Source organism: Desulfitobacterium hafniense DCB-2 (assembly GCF_000021925.1).
In the GTDB taxonomy this organism is placed as follows: domain Bacteria; phylum Bacillota; class Desulfitobacteriia; order Desulfitobacteriales; family Desulfitobacteriaceae; genus Desulfitobacterium; species Desulfitobacterium hafniense.
In genome coordinates this window covers 5,000,028-5,018,111 of record NC_011830.1, presented here as the reverse complement: position 1 = coordinate 5,018,111, position 18,084 = coordinate 5,000,028, and the positions used below count along the sequence as shown (strand labels likewise).

Here is an 18,084-nt window from a genome sequence, read left to right as displayed (position 1 = left end):
CACCAGGACAATTATTAAATGAAATGTTAATAAAAATTAATAATTCATAACTTTTTAGAAATAGAATTAATATATTCAATTTGTTAAAGTTAGTACAAGAACGATTTTATTATAGCTACTATGGACTTATAACACTGAACACTTGGTATGAAAGTAAGGAGGAAGGTGCTGTATGGGAAACATTCTCGAAGGTATTGTCAACCAGAAAATCAACCGCAGGAACTTTCTAAAAGCCAGTGCTCTTGGCGCAGCCAGTTTGGCGTTGCCGGGTTGCAGCAGCAACACACTGACCAAAGCCGGGGCCGACGCCGCAATCGTCAACAATGAGGGCCAATGGATTACCGCCGGTTGTTGGCATAACTGTGGGGGACGATGTCTGAACAAAGCCTATGTAGTGGATGGGGTTGTCCTCAGACAAAAAACGGATGATACCCATCCCGACTCGCCTGATTATCCTCAGCAAAGAGGGTGTCACCGGGGGCGTTCCCAAAGACATCAGGTCTTTGGGGCGGATCGGCTCAAATATCCCATGAAACGCAAGCATTGGGAGCCTGGCGGCGGCAAGAAGGAATTGCGGGGCAAGGACGAATGGGTACGGATTTCCTGGGATGAAGCCCTGGATTCTGTGGCCGCTGAATTAAAGCGGATCAAGGAAGGTCATGGCAATAAATCCATTCTGGGCACCAGCAGACTGCTGAATTACTACGGCGGAGGCCTGGTAAGATGGGGCTCCTCTTCATCAGGCGCCTGGGGTGTGGTTCAGGAATGCATGACCGGCTTCTTCTCCTGGAAAGCCAACGACAGACCGGACTGGAGAAATGCGAAACTGATCGTCATGTGGGGGGCTAATCCTGCCCGCTCCAATCTGGGAAATCCCACTTACAATCTATTGCAGGCTAAAAAGGCCGGAGCAAAGTTCATTTTTGTCGATCCGGTGGTATCCCCTTCAGTAAAGACCTTAGCTGATAAACACATCCCTTGCCGGCCGGGCACGGATACGGCACTGCTTCTGGGCATGGCCTACCACATGATTGAAAACAATCTCCAGGATCAGGATTTCCTTGATCGATGTACCGTGGGATTTGATCAAGATCATATGCCTGAGGGAGCAGACCCTAAGGAGAATTTCAAGGACTATGTCTTAGGAACTTATGACGGGGTCCCCAAAACGCCTGAATGGGCCTCGGCAACCTGCGGCACCGATCCTCAACTGATTAGAGAGTTCGCAGCAGAAGTTGCCACAACCAAACCGGTGATTTTCAATTCATCCTTTGCCCCGGCCCGCACTTACCGGGGTCAGCAGTTCTGCCAGGCCTTTCTGACGGTGGGCTGGATGACCGGCAACGTAGGCAAGCCCGGTGCCGGAGTATGGACGATGAACTATGCGGCAAGCCAGGGCTACGGGGGCAAAACCCTTGTCAAAGGCGGAGGCAGAGGCCTCCCGCCGGTGGTCAACCCCTTGTTCCCGGATGCCACCTATGGAGCCTATGACGGTTACCGGTGGGCCAATCCCACCAACCCCGATGCCAATGGTATGGCCTATTGCGAGACCTATGACGCCATCTTAAAGGGTGAATATACGGGAACGGGCGGCAGAGGGAAAGTTCCTTGTGATATTCGTCTGATTTGGCTGGTCCGGGATGGCAGCGGCTACAACTTCCTTAATCAATCTTCCGGAATCAACAAGGGGATTGAGGCCTTCCGCAAAGTGGATTTTGTAGTCACCAATGATATTGTTCTTTCCAGCATCTCCAAATATGCGGATATTGTTCTCCCCACAACCACGGAGTGGGAAAAAGAAGGCAAGATCTATCAAGGGAATCCGGAAGCTATCTTTATCAACCAAAAAGTGACGGAACCCCTTTATGAAGCAAAAACCGAAGAATGGATAGACCGTGAACTGGCCAAACGCCTGGGACTGAATCCGGATGAGATCTACCCGCTCACGGAGAAACAGCAATTCTTTAACAGCCTGGCCGGAGCCCAGGTGATTGGCGGGGACGGGGAGACCTACGAGCCCCTGATCACCATTACCGAAAAGGATATTCAGGAATGGGGCATCCAGGGCAAACCCCAGCAGGGAAAGATTGCCTTGCCGGACCTGATGGAGCAGGGTGTTTATCAAGTAAAGAGGACGGCCGGTGATAAGTTAACCGTGATCCAAGGGGAAGACTTTGTCAAGGATCCTGCCGCTAATCCCCTGACAACCAAGAGCGGCAAACTGGAAATCCACTGCCAGGCCCTCTCCGATAAGATAGCGTCCTATGGTTTGACCACGGTCCCGCCCATCGCCATGTATGAGCCGCCTTTAGACGGCTATGAAGATACTTTCGCAGATTGGCAGAGCAAGAAGAAGGGCCAATACCCCTTCCAGCTGGTGACCATCCACTACGGAAGACGCTCCCACTCAGTGTTCGATAACATTCCCCAGCTGAGAGAGGCCTATCCTCAGGACTTTGTGATGAACACCAGAGATGGAGAAGCCCTTGGTTTGAAAGATGGGGATACGGTTTTAATCGAGAGTGACTATGGCAAATGCATCCGTCCCCTGACCCTCTCTGAAACCTTAATGCCGGGTGTGGTGACCTTAGGGGAAGGCGCCTGGGTAGAGATGGATGATGAAAAAGGCATTGATAAAGCAGGTGCCACCAATACTCTCTGCGGAGCACGCCTGAGCGGGCAGGGGGAAGAGCCTTGGAATACAACGGTTGTCCGTGTTGAGAAATACGCGGGGGAACCCTTAAAACCGGATGCCCAGTGGGAACAAAGAATTATATTTTAGGAGGTGACACCTGATGGGACAATTAGGATTTTATTATGATATGACCACTTGTATGGGATGCAAGGCCTGCCAGATTGCCTGCAAAGACAGAAATGACCTCAAAGTAGGGGAGCTGTTCCGCAGAGTCTATGAATTTGAAGGGGGTATCTATCCCCAGGTAGGAGGCTATTACCTTTCCATGGGATGCAATCATTGTGCAGATGCTAAATGTGTCAAAGGTTGTCCGACAGGGGCCATGCACGTTGCTGCAGATGGTACGGTCCAGCATGATCAGGAACTCTGTATCGGCTGCAAATATTGTGTGTGGAACTGCCCCTACAGTGTCCCTCATTACTTCGAAGATAAAAGTGTCGTCGGGAAATGTGACTCCTGTAAAGAATTAAGAGACGCCGGGCAAAATCCCGTTTGTGTGGATGCCTGTATTATGCGCTGCCTAAAATTCGGCGATTTAGACCAATTGAAAGGGGAATACGGAACGGATCTGGTCCAGGAATTACCCATTCTGCCTGCGGCGTCCCAAACCAATCCTTCCCTCCTGATCCAACCCAAAGATGAGGCCCTGAAGCCTGATTACAAGAAAGTGGGGGTGTAATCCATGGGTGAACATTTTGCGTTGACCGTGTTCTCCATCTGTATCCAGGCCGCCGTAGGCATCATGCTCTTTGTGGCCATCGGCCGGCTTATGAATAAAGAAGGGGTGTTTAAAAACGCTGTGGTCACAGCAACAGGCCTGGGGATCATCGGTATGCTGGCCTCCCTGCTGCACTTGGGACGCCCCTTAAGCGCCATGAATGCTCTGTTTCAATTCGGCACCTCCTGGCTCAGCCGCGAGATTTGGTTTACGGCGATTTTCGTGGGGTTAACCGTTGTGGCGGCTGTACTGCTCTATGTTAAACCCCAGGCCGCCGGAGCCGTCACCGGCTTATCCGCAGGGGCCGCTCTGGTGGGTCTGATCGATGTCTTTGCCATGGCCAGGATTTACAGCTCGGCCAGTGTGCCGGTATGGCAAAGCGCCGCCACCACCATCGAATTTCTGGCCGCCGCCTTATCCATGGGTGCCATGCTCTTCCTGGTGCTGAGCCTGAAAGAAGCAGGAAAGCTGAAGAAAATCGTGGCTTTGACTGTGGCAGCCGTTGTCGCTGTTCAGGTAGCGGTGGTCATCCCTTACTTCATCTCTTTGGGGGCCGGTACCGGCACCGCTCTGCAAGCCAGTCTGATGATTCTCGGCAGTCTGAAAACGGCCGTGGCCATTAAATGGCTGTTCATTCTCGCCGGAGCCGGGTTAGTGCTTTGGCTGGCCAAGGATGAACTGAGCAAGTCCGTATCCGGTGCTGTTGCCGGGGGCGCGGCCTTGATTCTGGTCGGCCAGGTGGTGGGAAGATATGTATTCTACGCCGCCATGGTGGTATCCGGAGTAGGGCTGACTTAATTTCTTTTTGGAAACAATGGCAGCAATAAGTGCCAAAGGGGCCTGCCGCCGACGTTTATAGGTATAAACGTTGGGGGGCAGGCTTATTTTATTAACGAAAATTAATAATTACTAATTTTTTAGAAATAGAATTATTAAGATCGATTTGTTAGACTTTACACAAAAGGTTGGTGCCTTGATTTGTGAAACAGAGAAAAGGAGGAAGAAAAATGGGAAATATTCTTGAAGGTATTATTAATAAACAAATAAATCGCAGGAATTTTCTAAAAGCCAGTGCCATCGGCGCAGCCGGCCTGGCTTTACCCGGCTGCAGTTCCAGTACGCTCACCAATACCGGAGTTGACGCAACGGCTGACGGCAATGAGGGTCAATGGATTACGGCAGCTTGCTGGCATAACTGTGGCGGACGCTGTCTGAACAAAGCTTTAGTGGTGGATGGAGTGGTTGTTCGGCAAAAAACGGACGATACCCATGAAGATAGTCCGGACTTCCCTCAGCAAAGAGGCTGTGCCCGCGGCCGTTCTCACCGCAAAATGGTGATGGGCGCCGATCGTCTCAAATACCCTATGAAACGCAAAAACTGGGCGCCGGGGGGCGGCAACAAAGAACTTCGCGGCCAAGACGAATGGGTGCGCATTTCTTGGGATGAAGCCCTTGATATTATGGCTTCTGAATTAACGCGGATTAAGGATGCCTATGGCAACCGCGCCATTTTTGCACCTGTAGGCGGCTCCGACAGTCTTCAAGCTGTGCCCCGTCTGCTCAGTGCTTTTGGCGGTTATACGGCCCGTTGGGGAAGTGTGTCCTGGGGATCATGGCCTACAGTCTATTCCAAGGTTACCGGCCAGCCTCACAACGGAGCCAGCGACGGCAACGATCGTTTCCGCTTGAGAGAGTCCAAGCTGATCATTCTCTGGGGAGCTAATCCCGCTCAATCCAGTCAGGGTTTGCCGGCTTATAATTATCTGCAGGCCAAAAAAGCCGGGGTTAAATTTATCGTGATTGATCCCATTTACTCGGAATCGGCGAGAGTTTTGGCCGATGAATGGATTCCGATCCGTCCGGCTACAGACACAGCCTTGATCTTAGGTATGGCCTACTACATCATTAAAAATAATCTGCTTGACCAAAATTTCCTGGATAACTGCACAATTGGCTTTGATGCCGATCACTTGCCGGAAGGTGCCGATCCCAAAGATAATTTCAAAGATTATGTTCTGGGAACCTATGACAATACGCCCAAGACTCCGGAGTGGGCTTCCGAAATCTGTGGTGTTCCTGCTGTCAAGATCGCCGAATTTGCCCAAGAGTATGCAACCACGAAACCGGCGGCGATTATTTCCGGCGGAGCCCCGGCCCGGATCAATAATGGCGAGCATTTGCCCCATGCCATGATGACCTTGGCCTATATGGTAGGAAACGTGGGTATTCCCGGTGCCGGTGTCAGCCCGAATATGCATAATTCGGCCACCAACGCCGGACCGGCTTTGGTTAAAGCAGGAGGCAACGGTCTGCCGAAAATAGTCAATCCCATTGATGACAGTATCAATAGCGGCGAAATGTATGACGCCATTCTTAATGGCAAATACATCAAGCAAAAAGGAGAAATCAGAGACATCAACATCCAGATGATTTGGACCTGGTTCAGCCATAACCTTAATCAAAGGGCAGGGTCCAGCCAGGGTATAGATGCGTATCGGAAGGTTGAGTTCGTGGTCGCTCAGAACATGTTTTTAACAGCTGACGCCCAATATGCCGATCTGGTGCTCCCCGTGACCTCCGAATGGGAACGGCTGGGCGGACTCCTGACAGGCAACCGGGAAATCCTCATCCATTATCGCCAGATTGTCGAGCCCCAATATGAAGCCAAGAGTGATCTGTGGATTGTCAAGGAGATTGGCAAAAAGCTGGGCATCGATCCGACGAAAGTTTGCCCCGTATCTGAAGAACAGCAAATGTACAATCAGTTGGCAGGGGCTGAAGTCATCAAAGAAGACGGCTCAGGATATGAAAAGCTGCTCACCCTGACGGCTGAGGATATCAAGGTCTTGGGTGCCGAGGGCGAACCACAGACCGGCCGCATCACTTACCAGGAATTTAAGGAAAAGGGCATTTATCAAGTTCCCCGTCACAAAGGAGATAAGTTGGAATTTACCAGCTTTGAAGATTTTGTCGCCGATCCTGCCAATCATAAAGTAAATACTCCCAGCGGTAAATTTGAAATTTACTGCAAGTCTTTGGCAGACAATATCGAAAAGGTGGGCTTCACCAGCAAATCCCCCATTCCTAAATATGAACCTTCTGTGGAAGGTTACGAAGATGGCCAGAAAAACGGCTATCCCTTCCAATTGATCACGATTCATTACTTCAGAAGATCCCACTCAACTCTGGATAATGTAACCTGGCTCAGAGAGGCTTTCAACCAGGAATGCCGCCTGAATGCCCAGGATGCGGCTGAATTGGGAATCAAAACCGGCGATATTGTCAAAGTGACCAGCCAGCATGGTTCTGTCATTCGCCCTGTCTATGTCACCGAAACCATTACCCCCGGTGTCGTATCCCTTGGGGAAGGGGCCTGGATTGATATGGATGAAGGCAATGGCGTGGATAAAGCAGGCTGTACCGGAATTCTCAACGGGCCGATTGCCACAGGTCAAGGCCACACCGGTTACAACTCCTGTAATGTGAAGGTGGAGAAATACGATAAGCCCCTTGCCCTCGATGTCAACTGGCCCCAACGGATAATTTTATAGGAGGTGTTAATCAATGGGACAGCTAGGATTTTATTATGACCAAACAGCTTGTGTAGGCTGTAAAACCTGCCAAATAGCCTGTAAAGATAGAAACAATTTGGAAGTGGGGACTCTCTTCCGCCGTGTCCACGAATTTGAAGGCGGCAAGTTTCCCAAGCCCTATGCCTATTACCTTTCCATGAGCTGCAACCACTGCAAGGAAGCCAAATGTGTTAAAGGATGCCCCACCGGAGCCATGCATTTCGGTGAAGACGGCACTGTACAACATGATAAAGATATGTGTATTGGCTGCAAGTATTGCGTTTGGAACTGCCCTTACAGCGTTCCTCAATATTTGGAGGCCAAAAATATTGTGGGAAAATGTGATTCCTGTAAGGATTTGCGGGCAGACGGACAAAATCCCGCCTGTGTGGACGCCTGTGTCATGCGCTGTTTAAAATTCGGCGATTTGGATGAGCTGAAAGCGGAATATGGCAATGATCTGGTCAGAGAACTGCCCGTTCTTCCCAGCGCCTCCCAAACCAACCCATCCTTCTTGATCAAGCCCAAAAACGAAGCGCTCAATCAAACCTATAAGAAAAGGGAGGTGTAATCCATGGGTGAACATTTTGCTTTGACTGTGTTTTCCATCTGTATCCAAGCCGCCGTAGGCATTATGCTTTTTGTGGCAATCGGCCGGCTCATGAATAAAGAAGGGGTATTCAAAAACGCCGTGATCACAGCGACAGGCCTGGGGATCATCGGTATGCTGGCCTCGCTGCTGCACTTGGGACGTCCTTTGAGCGCCATAAATGCTCTGTTTCAATTCGGGAGCTCCTGGCTCAGCCGCGAGATCTGGTTTACGGCGATTTTCGTGGGGTTAACCGTTGTGGCTGCTGTACTTCTCTATGTTAAACCCCAGGCCACCGGAGCTATCACCGGCTTATCCGCAGGGGCTGCCCTGGCAGGTCTGCTCGATGTCTTTGCCATGGCCAAGATTTACAGCTCGGCCAGTGTGCCGGTATGGCAAGGCGCTGCCACCACCATCGAATTCTATGCCGCCGCCTTATCCATGGGAGCCATGCTCTTCCTGGTGCTGAGCGGAAAAGAAGCGGGAAAGCTGAAGAAAATCGTGGCTTTGACTGTGGCAGCCGTGGTGACTGTTCAGGTAGCGGTGGTCGTCCCCTACTTCATCTCTTTAGGGGCCGGTACCGGCACCGCTCTGCAAGCCAGTCTGATGATTCTCGGCAGTCTGAAAACAGCCGTGGCCATCAAATGGCTGTTCATTCTTGCCGGAGCCGGCTTGGTGCTTTGGCAGGCCAAGGATGAACAGAGCAAATCCGTATCCGGTGTTGTTGCCGGCGGCGCGGCCTTGATTCTGGTCGGCCAGGTGGTGGGAAGATATGTATTCTACGCCGCCATGGTGGTATCGGGAGTAGGGTTGACTTAATTCCTTTGCCAATATGAGAACAATGAGTAAGAGCCAAAAGGAGTATCGGAAGAGATACTCCTTTTTGGCAATAAACTGCTATAATGAAACTACATTGAAACTGCCGGGGGGTGAAAAGGTTGGGCCTCAGCAATGTTCGGATCAGAACCCGCTTTGTTATATTATTGGTAGGTATTTTGGCGGTTTCGCTGCTTATGAATGTAGTCTGGATTTGGATGACTCAGCAAAAGCAAGCTGAAAGGGAAATGCATGAAAAGGCCTATGTCCTCTCCCAGCAGATGGAGGCGGCCTGGGAATTCATGGTGATCAATCAGGATATTATTAATTATGACGCCAATGGGGAATATAATTTTAAGAAACTCCATTGTTCCCTGGTCGGCAAGAGCATTGGCAAACTATTTGGTAAAAAAACAGGGTATACTATACGCTATACGAATTTTAATCCCCGCAATAAAGCCGATATCCCTGATGAGTTTGAATTGGAAGCCCTCACCCTCTTTGCCGCTGATGTGAAGACAAGCGAATTCTATAAAGTGTCGGAATACGCGGGGAAAGGCGCTTTCCGTTATACCGCGCCCATGCGCATCGAAGAAAATTGTCTGGAATGCCATGGGGAACCCGCCGGTGAGCTGGATATTCTGGGCTATCCTAAAGAGGGCTGGAAAATAGGCGACTTAGCCGGTATTGTCAGTATTGTCATGCCCACAGCTATGTATACGGAAAATATTCAATCCAATGTGGTCAAACAAGTCGGCTACATTTCCCTGCTTACCTTGAGCATTATCATGGTTATCTATTACGCCATGTCCAAGCTGGTGACCAGACCCCTCAATCAGCTGAAGGATGCCATGGGACATGTTAAAACAGGAGACTTAAAGGTTGATTTAAAAGATATCGATGCTCAGGGGGAAATCCGGGATTTGTCGGACCATTTTGAGATCATGACCCAGGAACTGCAGACCTTATATGACGACCTGGAGAACAAGGTGGAGCTGAGGACCCAGGATTTGGCCCGGGCCAACGATATTCTGGAATCCCAGCAGATCCAGCTGGAGGAAGCCAATCGGCGCTTGCGTGAAGATAATCAATATAAATCGGATTTTCTGGCCATTATCAGCCATGAGCTGCGCACTCCTTTGACTTCGATCATTGCTTTTGCCGAGGTTCTGGAAAAAGCAAGTGAAGACAAATGTCCTAAAGAACAGAAAATCACCCAGGAGATTAGAGCCAACAGCCAGGTTCTTTTACGCATGATCAACAATATCCTGGAAATCGCCCGGATCGAAGCGGGGAAACAAGAACTGATCATCGAACCCATCGATCTGGTCGATGTGATCAACGCCGTGGAAAGTGTCATTGAACCTTTAATCGAGAAGAAGAGTATCCAGTATTCCAGTGTCCTGCACTCGGACGTTCCTGTTATTGAGGGAGACAGGGAAGGATTAAGACGGATTGTGGAGAACCTGCTCAGCAATGCCCTGAAATTTACCCCTGAGGGCGGGGAGATCAAAGTTTGGGTGGCCTATGACCAGGAGCGGAATGAAGTGCTGATCAATGTTCAGGATAATGGCATTGGCATCCGCAAAGAGGATCAGCCCTATATCTTCGAAAAATTTGTGCAGAGCGATTCCTCCATCCACCGTCAGTATAATGGCAGCGGTTTAGGCCTGGCTTTGGCTAAAGAGCTGGCGGAGCTCCATGGGGGCTGGATCAAAGTCGTCAGTGAGCTGGACAAAGGAAGCTTATTTACAGTAGGAATTTCCGCCGGGGAGGGTAAGGAAGACTGGCTTCACCTGGACTTCTAAGCACGGGCATCCGGCTATCCGGTTAAGATGGGGCAGAGAAAGGGGCGATAGAGGATGAAGATTATGCTGGCTGATGATGAAGAGAGCATACGTATTGTCGTGGAGCATATTGTCACAGAGGACGGTTATGATTTCTGCTATGCAGCGGATGGTGCGGAGGCCTTGAGCGTATTTGAAGCGGAAAATCCCGACCTGGTAATTCTGGATGTCATGATGCCGAAACTCAATGGCTTTGATGTGTGCACCTAACTGCGCAAAAAGGGCAGCAATGTTCCCATTATCATTTTATCTGCCAAGGGAGATATTGTGGACAAAAGTGTGGGCTTTAAGGCGGGAGCCGATGATTATCTCGTCAAGCCCTTCAGCACTTTGGAGTTATCCCTGCGCATCGAGGCCTTGCTCCGCCGGCGGGAGCATCAAACCGGCGGAGCCGGTGAGGCAGAGAAAGAAAGCATCAAGCTGGGGGATCTGGAGATTCTTTTCAAGCGTTATGAGGCCCGCTTAAAAGGCAAGCGTGTGGAGCTCACACCCAAAGAATTTAAGATCCTGGCTTATATGGCCGGCCATCCCGGAGAAGTGTTTACCCGGGAGCAGCTTCTGACCTATGTATGGGGGGAAGACTATGTAGGTGAGCTGACCGGTATTGCTGTTTTTATCCGCAAGATTCGGGAGAAGATTGAGGAGGATCCGTCCAAGCCCAAATACCTGCAGACAGTCTGGGGCGTGGGCTATAAATTCGGTGAGAAAGAGTGAGCAGGATGCCAGGTCCTGGCAAGATGAAGCCGTGACAGAGGTTGAAAGTGGGCAGCGAACATTATAATATAAAAAAGTAAGGATATTGTGGACTCACAGTAAGAGGATTAAGATGGATAGGTGGTATTAGAAATGAATCAACAAAATGAGGCAATCGCAATCCTGCTGGCCAACCGAAGTTATCTCTATAGATTATTGCAGCGGATCTTCGGCGGAGAACCCCAGGCCGAAGTATTAAAGGTTGTGACAGACCCCCACACCCGGGAAGCCCTGCAGCTCCTGCTTCAGGAGGATGAACACCTCTTTGACAAGCATTTTGAAGTTTTAAGTGAGGTAGCCCGGGCCTTGGCGGCTGAACCTGAGCAAACTATGGACAAATTGAAAAGTGAATATACTTATTTGTTCATTGGCCCCAACAGCCTGCCTGCCCCTCCCTGGGAATCGGTTTATCTCACCAAGGAGCGGGTTCTGTTCCAGGAAAGCACCTTAAATGTCCGCCGCGCTTATTTGAAATATAGCTTCCTGCCCTCCAACTACCCTCATGAAGCCGACGATCATCTTGGCCTGGAGCTTGATTTTATGGCTCATTTATCCCAAGTGGCTCAGGACCATTTCGAGAATGGCCGGCTGGAGGAGATGAAAGCTATCCTCGCAGACCAGCAAGCCTTTCTGCGTGATCATCTGCTCCTCTGGATTGGCGATTTCGCTCAGGATATTCAAAAAAGCAAGACACATTACTTCTATCCGCCCCTGGCCGATCTGACCAAGCATATCGTCAAGATAGATGCCGAGCTTTTGCAGGAGTTAACGGCACTTTAAAATTACGCAAATCTCTGTGAGGAAATCAAACAGCAAAGGGATCCTTTCCAAAGGAAGGGGTCCCTTTTCCTGTCTGCGTTATAATCATTTACAAAAATTAATCAAAGTGAAACCTTTTTTAAATAGAATTAGGGTTCACTATTTGTTAATATCTACACATGCAAAGCCTAACATCATGGGTGGGATGCGATAAAAACATAAATTGAAGGAAGGGGATCCATGGTCCTTGAGGGCGATCCATGAATTTCTGACTAGTTTAAGGGAGGTTTAAAAGTGTATGGCTGATTTTGTAGGCAAAGCTGCTGGTTTAAGTATTAGCCGGAGAAATTTTATTAAAGCGAGTGCCTCAGCTGCTGCCAGTCTATCTTTAGCTGGCTGCAGCAATTCATTAAGCACGGTAGGCGTAGATGCCGCCTTGGATAATGGCGAGAAATGGGTGTCTTCCGCTTGTTGGCATAACTGCGGCGGCCGCTGCGTCAATAAGGCTCTGGTGAAAGATGGCATGGTCATCCGTCAAAAAACCGATGATACGCATCCTGACAGCCCTGAATATCCACAGCATAGAGCGTGTTTGCGCGGCCGTTCGCAGCAGCAGGATGTTTTGGGTGCCGATCGGATCAAATATCCTTTAAAAAGAAAGAACTGGCAGCCTGGCGGCGGAGACAAGAGCCTGCGTGGCCGAGATGAATGGGAGCGAATCACCTGGGATGAAGCCCTGGATTATGTGGCGGCGGAGATCAAAAAAGCAAAGGAAAATTATGGCCCCCAATCCATTATGAGCTTTGCCCGTACCGGCTGGACGAGAAATGTGTTGTATGCATATGGAGGAACAACCACCCATTGGGATACGACTTCCTATGGCTCATATCGTTTCCCGTGGGAAAAGATTGGCATGGGTCAATATGATAACTATTCTGTCAATGACCGCTTTGATCTTAAGAATTCCGATACGGTTATTTTGGTAGGGGGGAATTCCGCCTGGTCTGCCCCGGGTCTGTATTCTTATTTCTTTTTGCAGGCTAAAAAGGCCGGTGCTGAATTTATCTCCGTCGGCCCCAATTATAATGCGATTGCGGCCACTTTGGATGCCAGGTGGATTCCTGTTCATGCAGGCACAGACACCGCCTTTTTATTAGCGGTTGCCCATACCTTGATTACGGAGGATGATCCTGTCAGTAATCCTCTCATTGACTGGGACTGCCTGAACCGATGCACCTTAGGATTTGATGCTGAACATATGCCTGAGGGCGCAAAGCTTAAGGAAAACTTCAAGGACTATGTTCTTGGTGAATATGACGGAGTTCCCAAAACAGCCGCTTGGGCAAGTAAGATATGCGGCACTCCTGTTGAGGATATTCTTTTCTATGCCAGAAAGATACGTAAGGACAACAAGGTTGCCATGTACCATGATTATGCACCCGCCAGATGTATTGGAGCTGAAGACTTTCCTCATATATTTGCTACCATCGGCTTTATGACCGGGCATATGGGTAAGCCGGGCCATGCCTGCGGTAATATCCATAAAGAGCAGGTGAATGCGGGTCCCGCTTTGGTAAAAGCAGGCGGTTCAGGACTGCCCAAAATCAGCAACCCTGTCAAGGACTGCATCAATAGTCCAAGCTTATGGAAATCCATTCTTGATGGAAAGTATCTTTATACGGGAAGTTTCCAATGGCTGCCCGGAGAATGGAAGGATATAGATATCCGTGTTCTTTATACAGAAGATAAAGCGGTGCTTCAGGGCCTTCCGGCCATGACCCATGGTATTGAGGTGCACCGCAAGGTAGACTTTGTTGTTACGCAAGCCTTTAATTACAATACCCAGGCTAAGTACTCCGATATTATTTTACCGGTCACCACGCAATGGGAAAGGCCGGGCATGGTGATGACTCGTGACAAAGAAGCAGTCCTTGTCTACTCCCAGGTCATCGAGCCCCTTTATGAAGCAAAGTCAGACCAATGGATTGCCGTTGAATTGGCAAAGCGTTTAGGTATCGATGTCGAGCAGGTTTTCCCCATTGACGAAAAACAACAGTTCTTTAATCAAATAGCCGGTTGCACTGTTATTTCTGAAGATGGGAAATCATACAGCCCGCTTGTAACGATCACAGCAGATGATATTGCCAAGTGGGAAGTAAAGGGTGAGCCCCAGTCCGGGAAAATTGGCTTGCAGGAACTTATCGATCGGGGCGTTTACCAGGTCGAGCGGCATGAAGGAGATAATTACGGATATTACGCATATGAAGACTTTATAAAGGATCCGGAAAACCACCCTTTGACATCGCCAAGCGGCAAGTTTGAGATTTATAGTGACTGGAAAGCGGATACCCTTAATAATACAGGTATCGCTAATATGACTTTTAAGCCTTATCCTTCCTATACGGTAGCGCCTGAATGTTATGAAGCGACCTTTAGTGATTGGGAAAATCAGGTGAAAGGTGAATACCCTTATGTCGTGACGAATCCTCATTATCTGCGGCGCACCCATTGCAACCAAGATAATGTGCCATGGCTCAGAGAGGCCTGCCATAACCCGGTATTTCTTAACAGACAGGATGCTGAGAAAAAAGGCATCAAAACAGGAGATACCGTGCTTATTTGGAACGCCCATGGCAAGACTTTGCGCCAAGCCAGTGTATCTGATACTACTATGCCCGGCATAGTGGAATTGCCTCATGGCAGATGGATTGATATGGATGAAAAAACAGGCATTGACAGGGCGGGCACGGATAATATACTATGCGGTCCGGTGGCCAGCAACATGGGTGTGAGCGGCTATAACAACTACACCTGTGATTTTAAAAAATATGATGGCGAGCCGCTGATTCCTGACCATCTGATTCCTGCTCAGACGGCGAAGGTGCTTTAAGAAAGGAGCGTGAAAGAGTATGGGAAGATTAGGATTTTATTTTGATGTGACAGCCTGTATCGGCTGCCGCACCTGTCAGATTGCATGTAAAGACAAAAACCGCTTGGATGTAGGTATTATTTTCCGCAAGGTAAGAACCTTTCAAACGGGTGCCTATCCAACGCCTTTTGTGTTTCACTACTCCGGAACGTGCAATCATTGCGAAGAAGCGAAATGTGTGCGGGGATGCCCGACCGGTGCGATGCATTTTGGTGACGACGGTACCGTCCAACATGATAAAGATATGTGCATAGGGTGTAAGTATTGTGTGTGGAATTGTCCCTACAGCGTTCCGCAATATATCGAAGCAAAAAATGTTGTTGGTAAATGCGACTCATGCAAGGATTTGCGGGACAAAGGTGAAAATCCAGTATGCGTTGATGCCTGCCTTATGCGTTGTCTTAAATTTGGTGACTTAGATCAGTTAAAAATGGAATATGGGTCCGAATTGGTGAATGAGATTCCAGTCCTGCCACCGGCGGCTACGACAAAGCCGTCGGTGCTGATTAAGCCCAAAGATTGTGCCCTTGATTCGAAATTTACAGTGATGGAGGTGTAAACAATGGAACAGTTTGCCTTGACAGCGTTCTCGATCTGCATTCAAGCCTCCGTTGGAATAATGCTTTTTGTGGCCATTGGCAAATTTCTCACGAAAGGTCTCTTCAAACGTGCCATAATCAGTGCGGCAGGTTTAGGTACTGCCGGAATGGTTGCCTCACTGCTGCACTTAGGCCGCCCCTTACATGCGATCAATGCTCTGCTTCAATTCGGTACCTCTTGGCTCAGCCGCGAAATATGGTTCACCGCAATGTTTGTCGGGTTAACCCTTGTGACTGCCGTACTCCTCTATGTTAAGCCTCAAGCAACCGGAGCCATCACCGGCTTATCGGCAACAGCTGCCCTGGTGGGTCTGATCGATGTCTTTGCCATGGCGAAGATTTATAGCTCGGCCAGTGTGCCTGTATGGCAAAGTGCTACGACCAATGTTGAGTTTTATGCAGCGGCACTATCCATGGGAGCCATGCTTTTCTTCGTTCTCAGTATGAAAGAAGCGGGCAAGATGAAGAAATTCGTGGCCTTAGCGGTGGCGGCTGTTGTGGCTGTTCAAGTAGCCGCTGTAGTCCCTTACTTCATTTCTTTAGGAGCCAGCACCAGTACCGCATTGCAAGCCAGCCTTGTTATTCTTGGCAGCCTGAAGCCGGCCCTGGCTATTAAATGGTTGTTTATCCTTGCTGGAGCCGGATTGATTCTGTGGCTGGCTAAAGATGAACTAAGCAAATCTGTATCCGGTGCTGTTGTCGGCGGTGCAGTGTTGATTCTGGCCGGTCAGGTGATCGGAAGATATATATTTTACGCAACAATGGTTGTCTCCGGAGTAGGATTGACTTAATTTTCCCTCACCCAGGCACGATGAGCACCCAAAAGGAGTATCCGCCAAGATACTCCTTTTTAGAATCAGAGGGATCAATCAAGATCATCATGAAGTGCTCATTAATGTTCAGGATAATGGCATTGTAGAGGATCAGCCTTAGCCAAGGCAGGATCCACCTGAATTTTTAAACCCTGGGGGATACCCGGTTAGGATGGGGCGGGGAAAGGGGCGATAGAAGATGAAGATTATGCTGGCTGATGATGAAGAGAGCATACGTATTGTCGTGGAGTATATTATCACAGAGGACGGCTATGATTTTTGCTATGCAGCGGATGGTGCGGAGGCCTTGGCTGTTTTTGAAGCAGAGAATCCCGACCTGGTGATTTTGGATGTCATGATGCCGAAACTCAATGGCTTTGATGTGTGTGCCCAGCTTCGCAAAAAGGGCAGTAATGTCCCCATTATCATTTTGTCTGCCAAAGGAGACATCGTGGACAAAAGTGTGGGTTTTAAAGCGGGAGCCGATGATTATCTCGTCAAGCCCTTCAGCTCTTTGGAATTATCTTTGCGCATCGAGGCTTTGCTCCGCCGGCGGGATCACCAAGCCGGTGAAACAGAGGAAAGAGAAAGCATCAAGCTGGGAGATTTGGAGATCTTTTTTAAGCGTTATGAGGCCCGCTTGAAAGGCAAGCGTGTGGAGCTCACACCCAAAGAGTTTAAGATCCTGGCTTATATGGCCAGCCATCCTGGCAAAGTGTATACCCGGAAGCAGCTTCTTACCTATGTGTGGGGGGAAGATTATGTGGGGGAGCTGACCGGTATCGCCGTTTTTATCTGCAAGATTCGGGAGAAGATTGAGGAGGATCCCTCCAAGCCTAAATATCTGCAGACAGTCTGGGGAGTCGGCTATAAATTCGGTGAGAAAGAGTGAGCAGGATGCTAAGTCCCGGCAACAGGAAGCCGTAACAGATGTTGAAAGTGGTCGGCGAACATTATAATATAGGAAGTAAGGACAAATTATGGATGAACAAGGTAGGTCCATTAAGACGGTAGGTAGTATAAGAAATGAAGTGAAGGGATCCTTTCCAAAATGAAGGGCTCCCTTTCTTGTCTTAATCTGTTATGCTGTTATTAATGTGTTCCATAAGCAATCCAGAGGTGAGGGATTTGTGAATGATTTCTTTGAACAAGTATATGCTATTGTCGGCAAGATTCCTTACGGCAAGGTGGTGTCATACGGCGAAATTTCTTGGATGTTGGGTCGACCTCGTTCAGCACGTGAGGTTGGGCGGGCCATGCGATTTTGTCCAGAGAAGTTACCATGTCACCGAGTCGTCAGAGCTGACGGCTCTATCACGGGTGACAGCCATGCAGAGGTAAGGAAAATACTTTTGGAAAATGAAGGCATTACCTTCCTGCCAGGAGGTCGTGTGGACATGAAAACCCATCGCTGGTCTGGATGAAAGAAGGCCCTGGCGGAGGTACCCTATCCGGACAGCTGCCCCCCAAAAGCGATATGCCCGTATTCGACGCCGCTAAAAAGTGGCTGGACAAGGGATCCTTTCCAAAATGAAGGGGTCCCTTTTCCTATCTCCGGAAATAAGCGGCTGGGTGAATAAAAAGCGGCAAAAAACAAAAAATAATGCAAATATGATATTGAAAATCATTATCAATTATAGTATAGTTAGAGCAGGCTCATTAAATGACGATGCTAAGGATAAGGAAAAAGGAGTGTGGGATTCAATGTCGATATTACTTATTGGCGGGCTTGATCGCATGGAGAAGGATTACATACATATCGGATCAAAACGTGGGCATAATGTAAAGGTCTATACTCAGCTTCCAACACGTTTTGAAAAAGTAATGGGGGAGCCGGATGGGATCGTTCTTTTTACCGGAACCGTATCCCATGCTATGGTCAAAGTCGCCGTAAAGGTGGCCAAAAACCGGAACATTCCCATCATCCGCAGTCATAGCAGCAGTTTAAAAGCCTTGGAACGGGAATTGAGTAAATTAGAGGAATGTGCATGTTAA

Annotated in this window: 14 protein-coding genes and 1 pseudogene; all 15 read left to right on the top strand. The window is 49.0% G+C overall.

What is annotated here, in order from left to right; translation table 11 throughout:
* The first annotated feature begins 172 nt into the window (after positions 1 to 172).
* The 15 genes and pseudogenes from DHAF_RS23440 (at position 173) to DHAF_RS23370 (ending at position 18,084) form a co-directional block, all read left to right on the top strand.
* A complete protein-coding gene (locus tag DHAF_RS23440; RefSeq protein ID WP_011462161.1) occupies positions 173 to 2,782 on the top strand; it encodes a molybdopterin-dependent oxidoreductase in 2,610 nt (869 codons plus the stop codon).
* Between the two features lie 13 nt (positions 2,783 to 2,795).
* Positions 2,796 to 3,374 (top strand): 4Fe-4S dicluster domain-containing protein, encoded by a 579-nt coding sequence (locus DHAF_RS23435; RefSeq protein WP_011462160.1) that lies wholly within the window; start codon positions 2,796 to 2,798, stop codon positions 3,372 to 3,374.
* Between the two features lie 3 nt (positions 3,375 to 3,377).
* Positions 3,378 to 4,211 carry a dimethyl sulfoxide reductase anchor subunit family protein gene (locus tag DHAF_RS23430; RefSeq protein ID WP_011462159.1) on the top strand — a complete coding sequence of 278 codons (834 nt, stop codon included), beginning with the start codon at positions 3,378 to 3,380 and terminating at the stop codon, positions 4,209 to 4,211.
* 209 nt (positions 4,212 to 4,420) lie between these two features.
* Positions 4,421 to 6,964 carry a dimethyl sulfoxide reductase subunit A gene (locus tag DHAF_RS23425; RefSeq protein WP_015945402.1) on the top strand — a complete coding sequence of 848 codons (2,544 nt, stop codon included), beginning with the start codon at positions 4,421 to 4,423 and terminating at the stop codon, positions 6,962 to 6,964.
* Positions 6,965 to 6,977: 13 nt separating this feature from the next.
* The gene (locus DHAF_RS23420; RefSeq protein WP_005815699.1) at positions 6,978 to 7,556 is read left to right on the top strand and encodes a DMSO/selenate family reductase complex B subunit; all 579 of its coding nucleotides are present in this window, start codon (positions 6,978 to 6,980) and stop codon (positions 7,554 to 7,556) included.
* Between the two features lie 3 nt (positions 7,557 to 7,559).
* Positions 7,560 to 8,393, top strand: a complete 834-nt coding sequence (locus tag DHAF_RS23415) for a dimethyl sulfoxide reductase anchor subunit family protein (RefSeq protein ID WP_011462156.1) — start codon at positions 7,560 to 7,562, stop codon at positions 8,391 to 8,393.
* Positions 8,394 to 8,503: 110 nt separating this feature from the next.
* Entirely contained in the window at positions 8,504 to 10,198 is a 1,695-nt protein-coding gene (locus DHAF_RS23410) for an ATP-binding protein (RefSeq protein ID WP_011462155.1), read from the top strand.
* Positions 10,199 to 10,252: 54 nt separating this feature from the next.
* Positions 10,253 to 10,951 (top strand): annotated as a pseudogene (locus tag DHAF_RS23405) (response regulator transcription factor).
* A gap of 132 nt (positions 10,952 to 11,083) precedes the next feature.
* A complete protein-coding gene (locus DHAF_RS23400) occupies positions 11,084 to 11,770 on the top strand; it encodes a TorD/DmsD family molecular chaperone (RefSeq protein ID WP_015945400.1) in 687 nt (228 codons plus the stop codon).
* 277 nt (positions 11,771 to 12,047) lie between these two features.
* Positions 12,048 to 14,639, top strand: a complete 2,592-nt coding sequence (locus tag DHAF_RS23395; RefSeq protein WP_015945399.1) for a molybdopterin-dependent oxidoreductase — start codon at positions 12,048 to 12,050, stop codon at positions 14,637 to 14,639.
* Positions 14,640 to 14,658: 19 nt separating this feature from the next.
* Positions 14,659 to 15,237: a 4Fe-4S dicluster domain-containing protein gene (locus DHAF_RS23390; RefSeq protein WP_015945398.1), complete on the top strand. Its 579-nt coding sequence runs from the start codon at positions 14,659 to 14,661 to the stop codon at positions 15,235 to 15,237.
* 3 nt (positions 15,238 to 15,240) lie between these two features.
* A complete protein-coding gene (locus DHAF_RS23385; RefSeq protein WP_015945397.1) occupies positions 15,241 to 16,068 on the top strand; it encodes a dimethyl sulfoxide reductase anchor subunit family protein in 828 nt (275 codons plus the stop codon).
* Between the two features lie 220 nt (positions 16,069 to 16,288).
* A complete protein-coding gene (locus DHAF_RS23380; protein WP_015945396.1) occupies positions 16,289 to 16,981 on the top strand; it encodes a response regulator transcription factor in 693 nt (230 codons plus the stop codon).
* A gap of 238 nt (positions 16,982 to 17,219) precedes the next feature.
* Positions 17,220 to 17,513 carry an MGMT family protein gene (locus DHAF_RS23375; RefSeq protein WP_011462153.1) on the top strand — a complete coding sequence of 98 codons (294 nt, stop codon included), beginning with the start codon at positions 17,220 to 17,222 and terminating at the stop codon, positions 17,511 to 17,513.
* A 280-nt stretch (positions 17,514 to 17,793) separates the two neighbouring features.
* A complete protein-coding gene (locus tag DHAF_RS23370; protein WP_041272148.1) occupies positions 17,794 to 18,084 on the top strand; it encodes a DUF2325 domain-containing protein in 291 nt (96 codons plus the stop codon).

Bases quoted from the DNA above. Each gene is read 5' to 3' on its own strand.
- DHAF_RS23430 (WP_011462159.1), top strand. From the start codon at position 3,378: ATGGGTGAACATTTTGCGTTGACCGTGTTCTCCATCTGTATCCAGGCC.
- DHAF_RS23420 (WP_005815699.1), top strand. From the start codon at position 6,978: ATGGGACAGCTAGGATTTTATTATGACCAAACAGCTTGTGTAGGCTGT.
- DHAF_RS23380 (WP_015945396.1), top strand. From the start codon at position 16,289: ATGAAGATTATGCTGGCTGATGATGAAGAGAGCATACGTATTGTCGTG.
- DHAF_RS23435 (WP_011462160.1), top strand. From the start codon at position 2,796: ATGGGACAATTAGGATTTTATTATGATATGACCACTTGTATGGGATGC.
- DHAF_RS23415 (WP_011462156.1), top strand. From the start codon at position 7,560: ATGGGTGAACATTTTGCTTTGACTGTGTTTTCCATCTGTATCCAAGCC.
- DHAF_RS23395 (WP_015945399.1), top strand. From the start codon at position 12,048: ATGGCTGATTTTGTAGGCAAAGCTGCTGGTTTAAGTATTAGCCGGAGA.
- DHAF_RS23370 (WP_041272148.1), top strand. From the start codon at position 17,794: ATGTCGATATTACTTATTGGCGGGCTTGATCGCATGGAGAAGGATTAC.
- DHAF_RS23400 (WP_015945400.1), top strand. From the start codon at position 11,084: ATGAATCAACAAAATGAGGCAATCGCAATCCTGCTGGCCAACCGAAGT.
- DHAF_RS23440 (WP_011462161.1), top strand. From the start codon at position 173: ATGGGAAACATTCTCGAAGGTATTGTCAACCAGAAAATCAACCGCAGG.
- DHAF_RS23385 (WP_015945397.1), top strand. From the start codon at position 15,241: ATGGAACAGTTTGCCTTGACAGCGTTCTCGATCTGCATTCAAGCCTCC.
- DHAF_RS23425 (WP_015945402.1), top strand. From the start codon at position 4,421: ATGGGAAATATTCTTGAAGGTATTATTAATAAACAAATAAATCGCAGG.
- DHAF_RS23390 (WP_015945398.1), top strand. From the start codon at position 14,659: ATGGGAAGATTAGGATTTTATTTTGATGTGACAGCCTGTATCGGCTGC.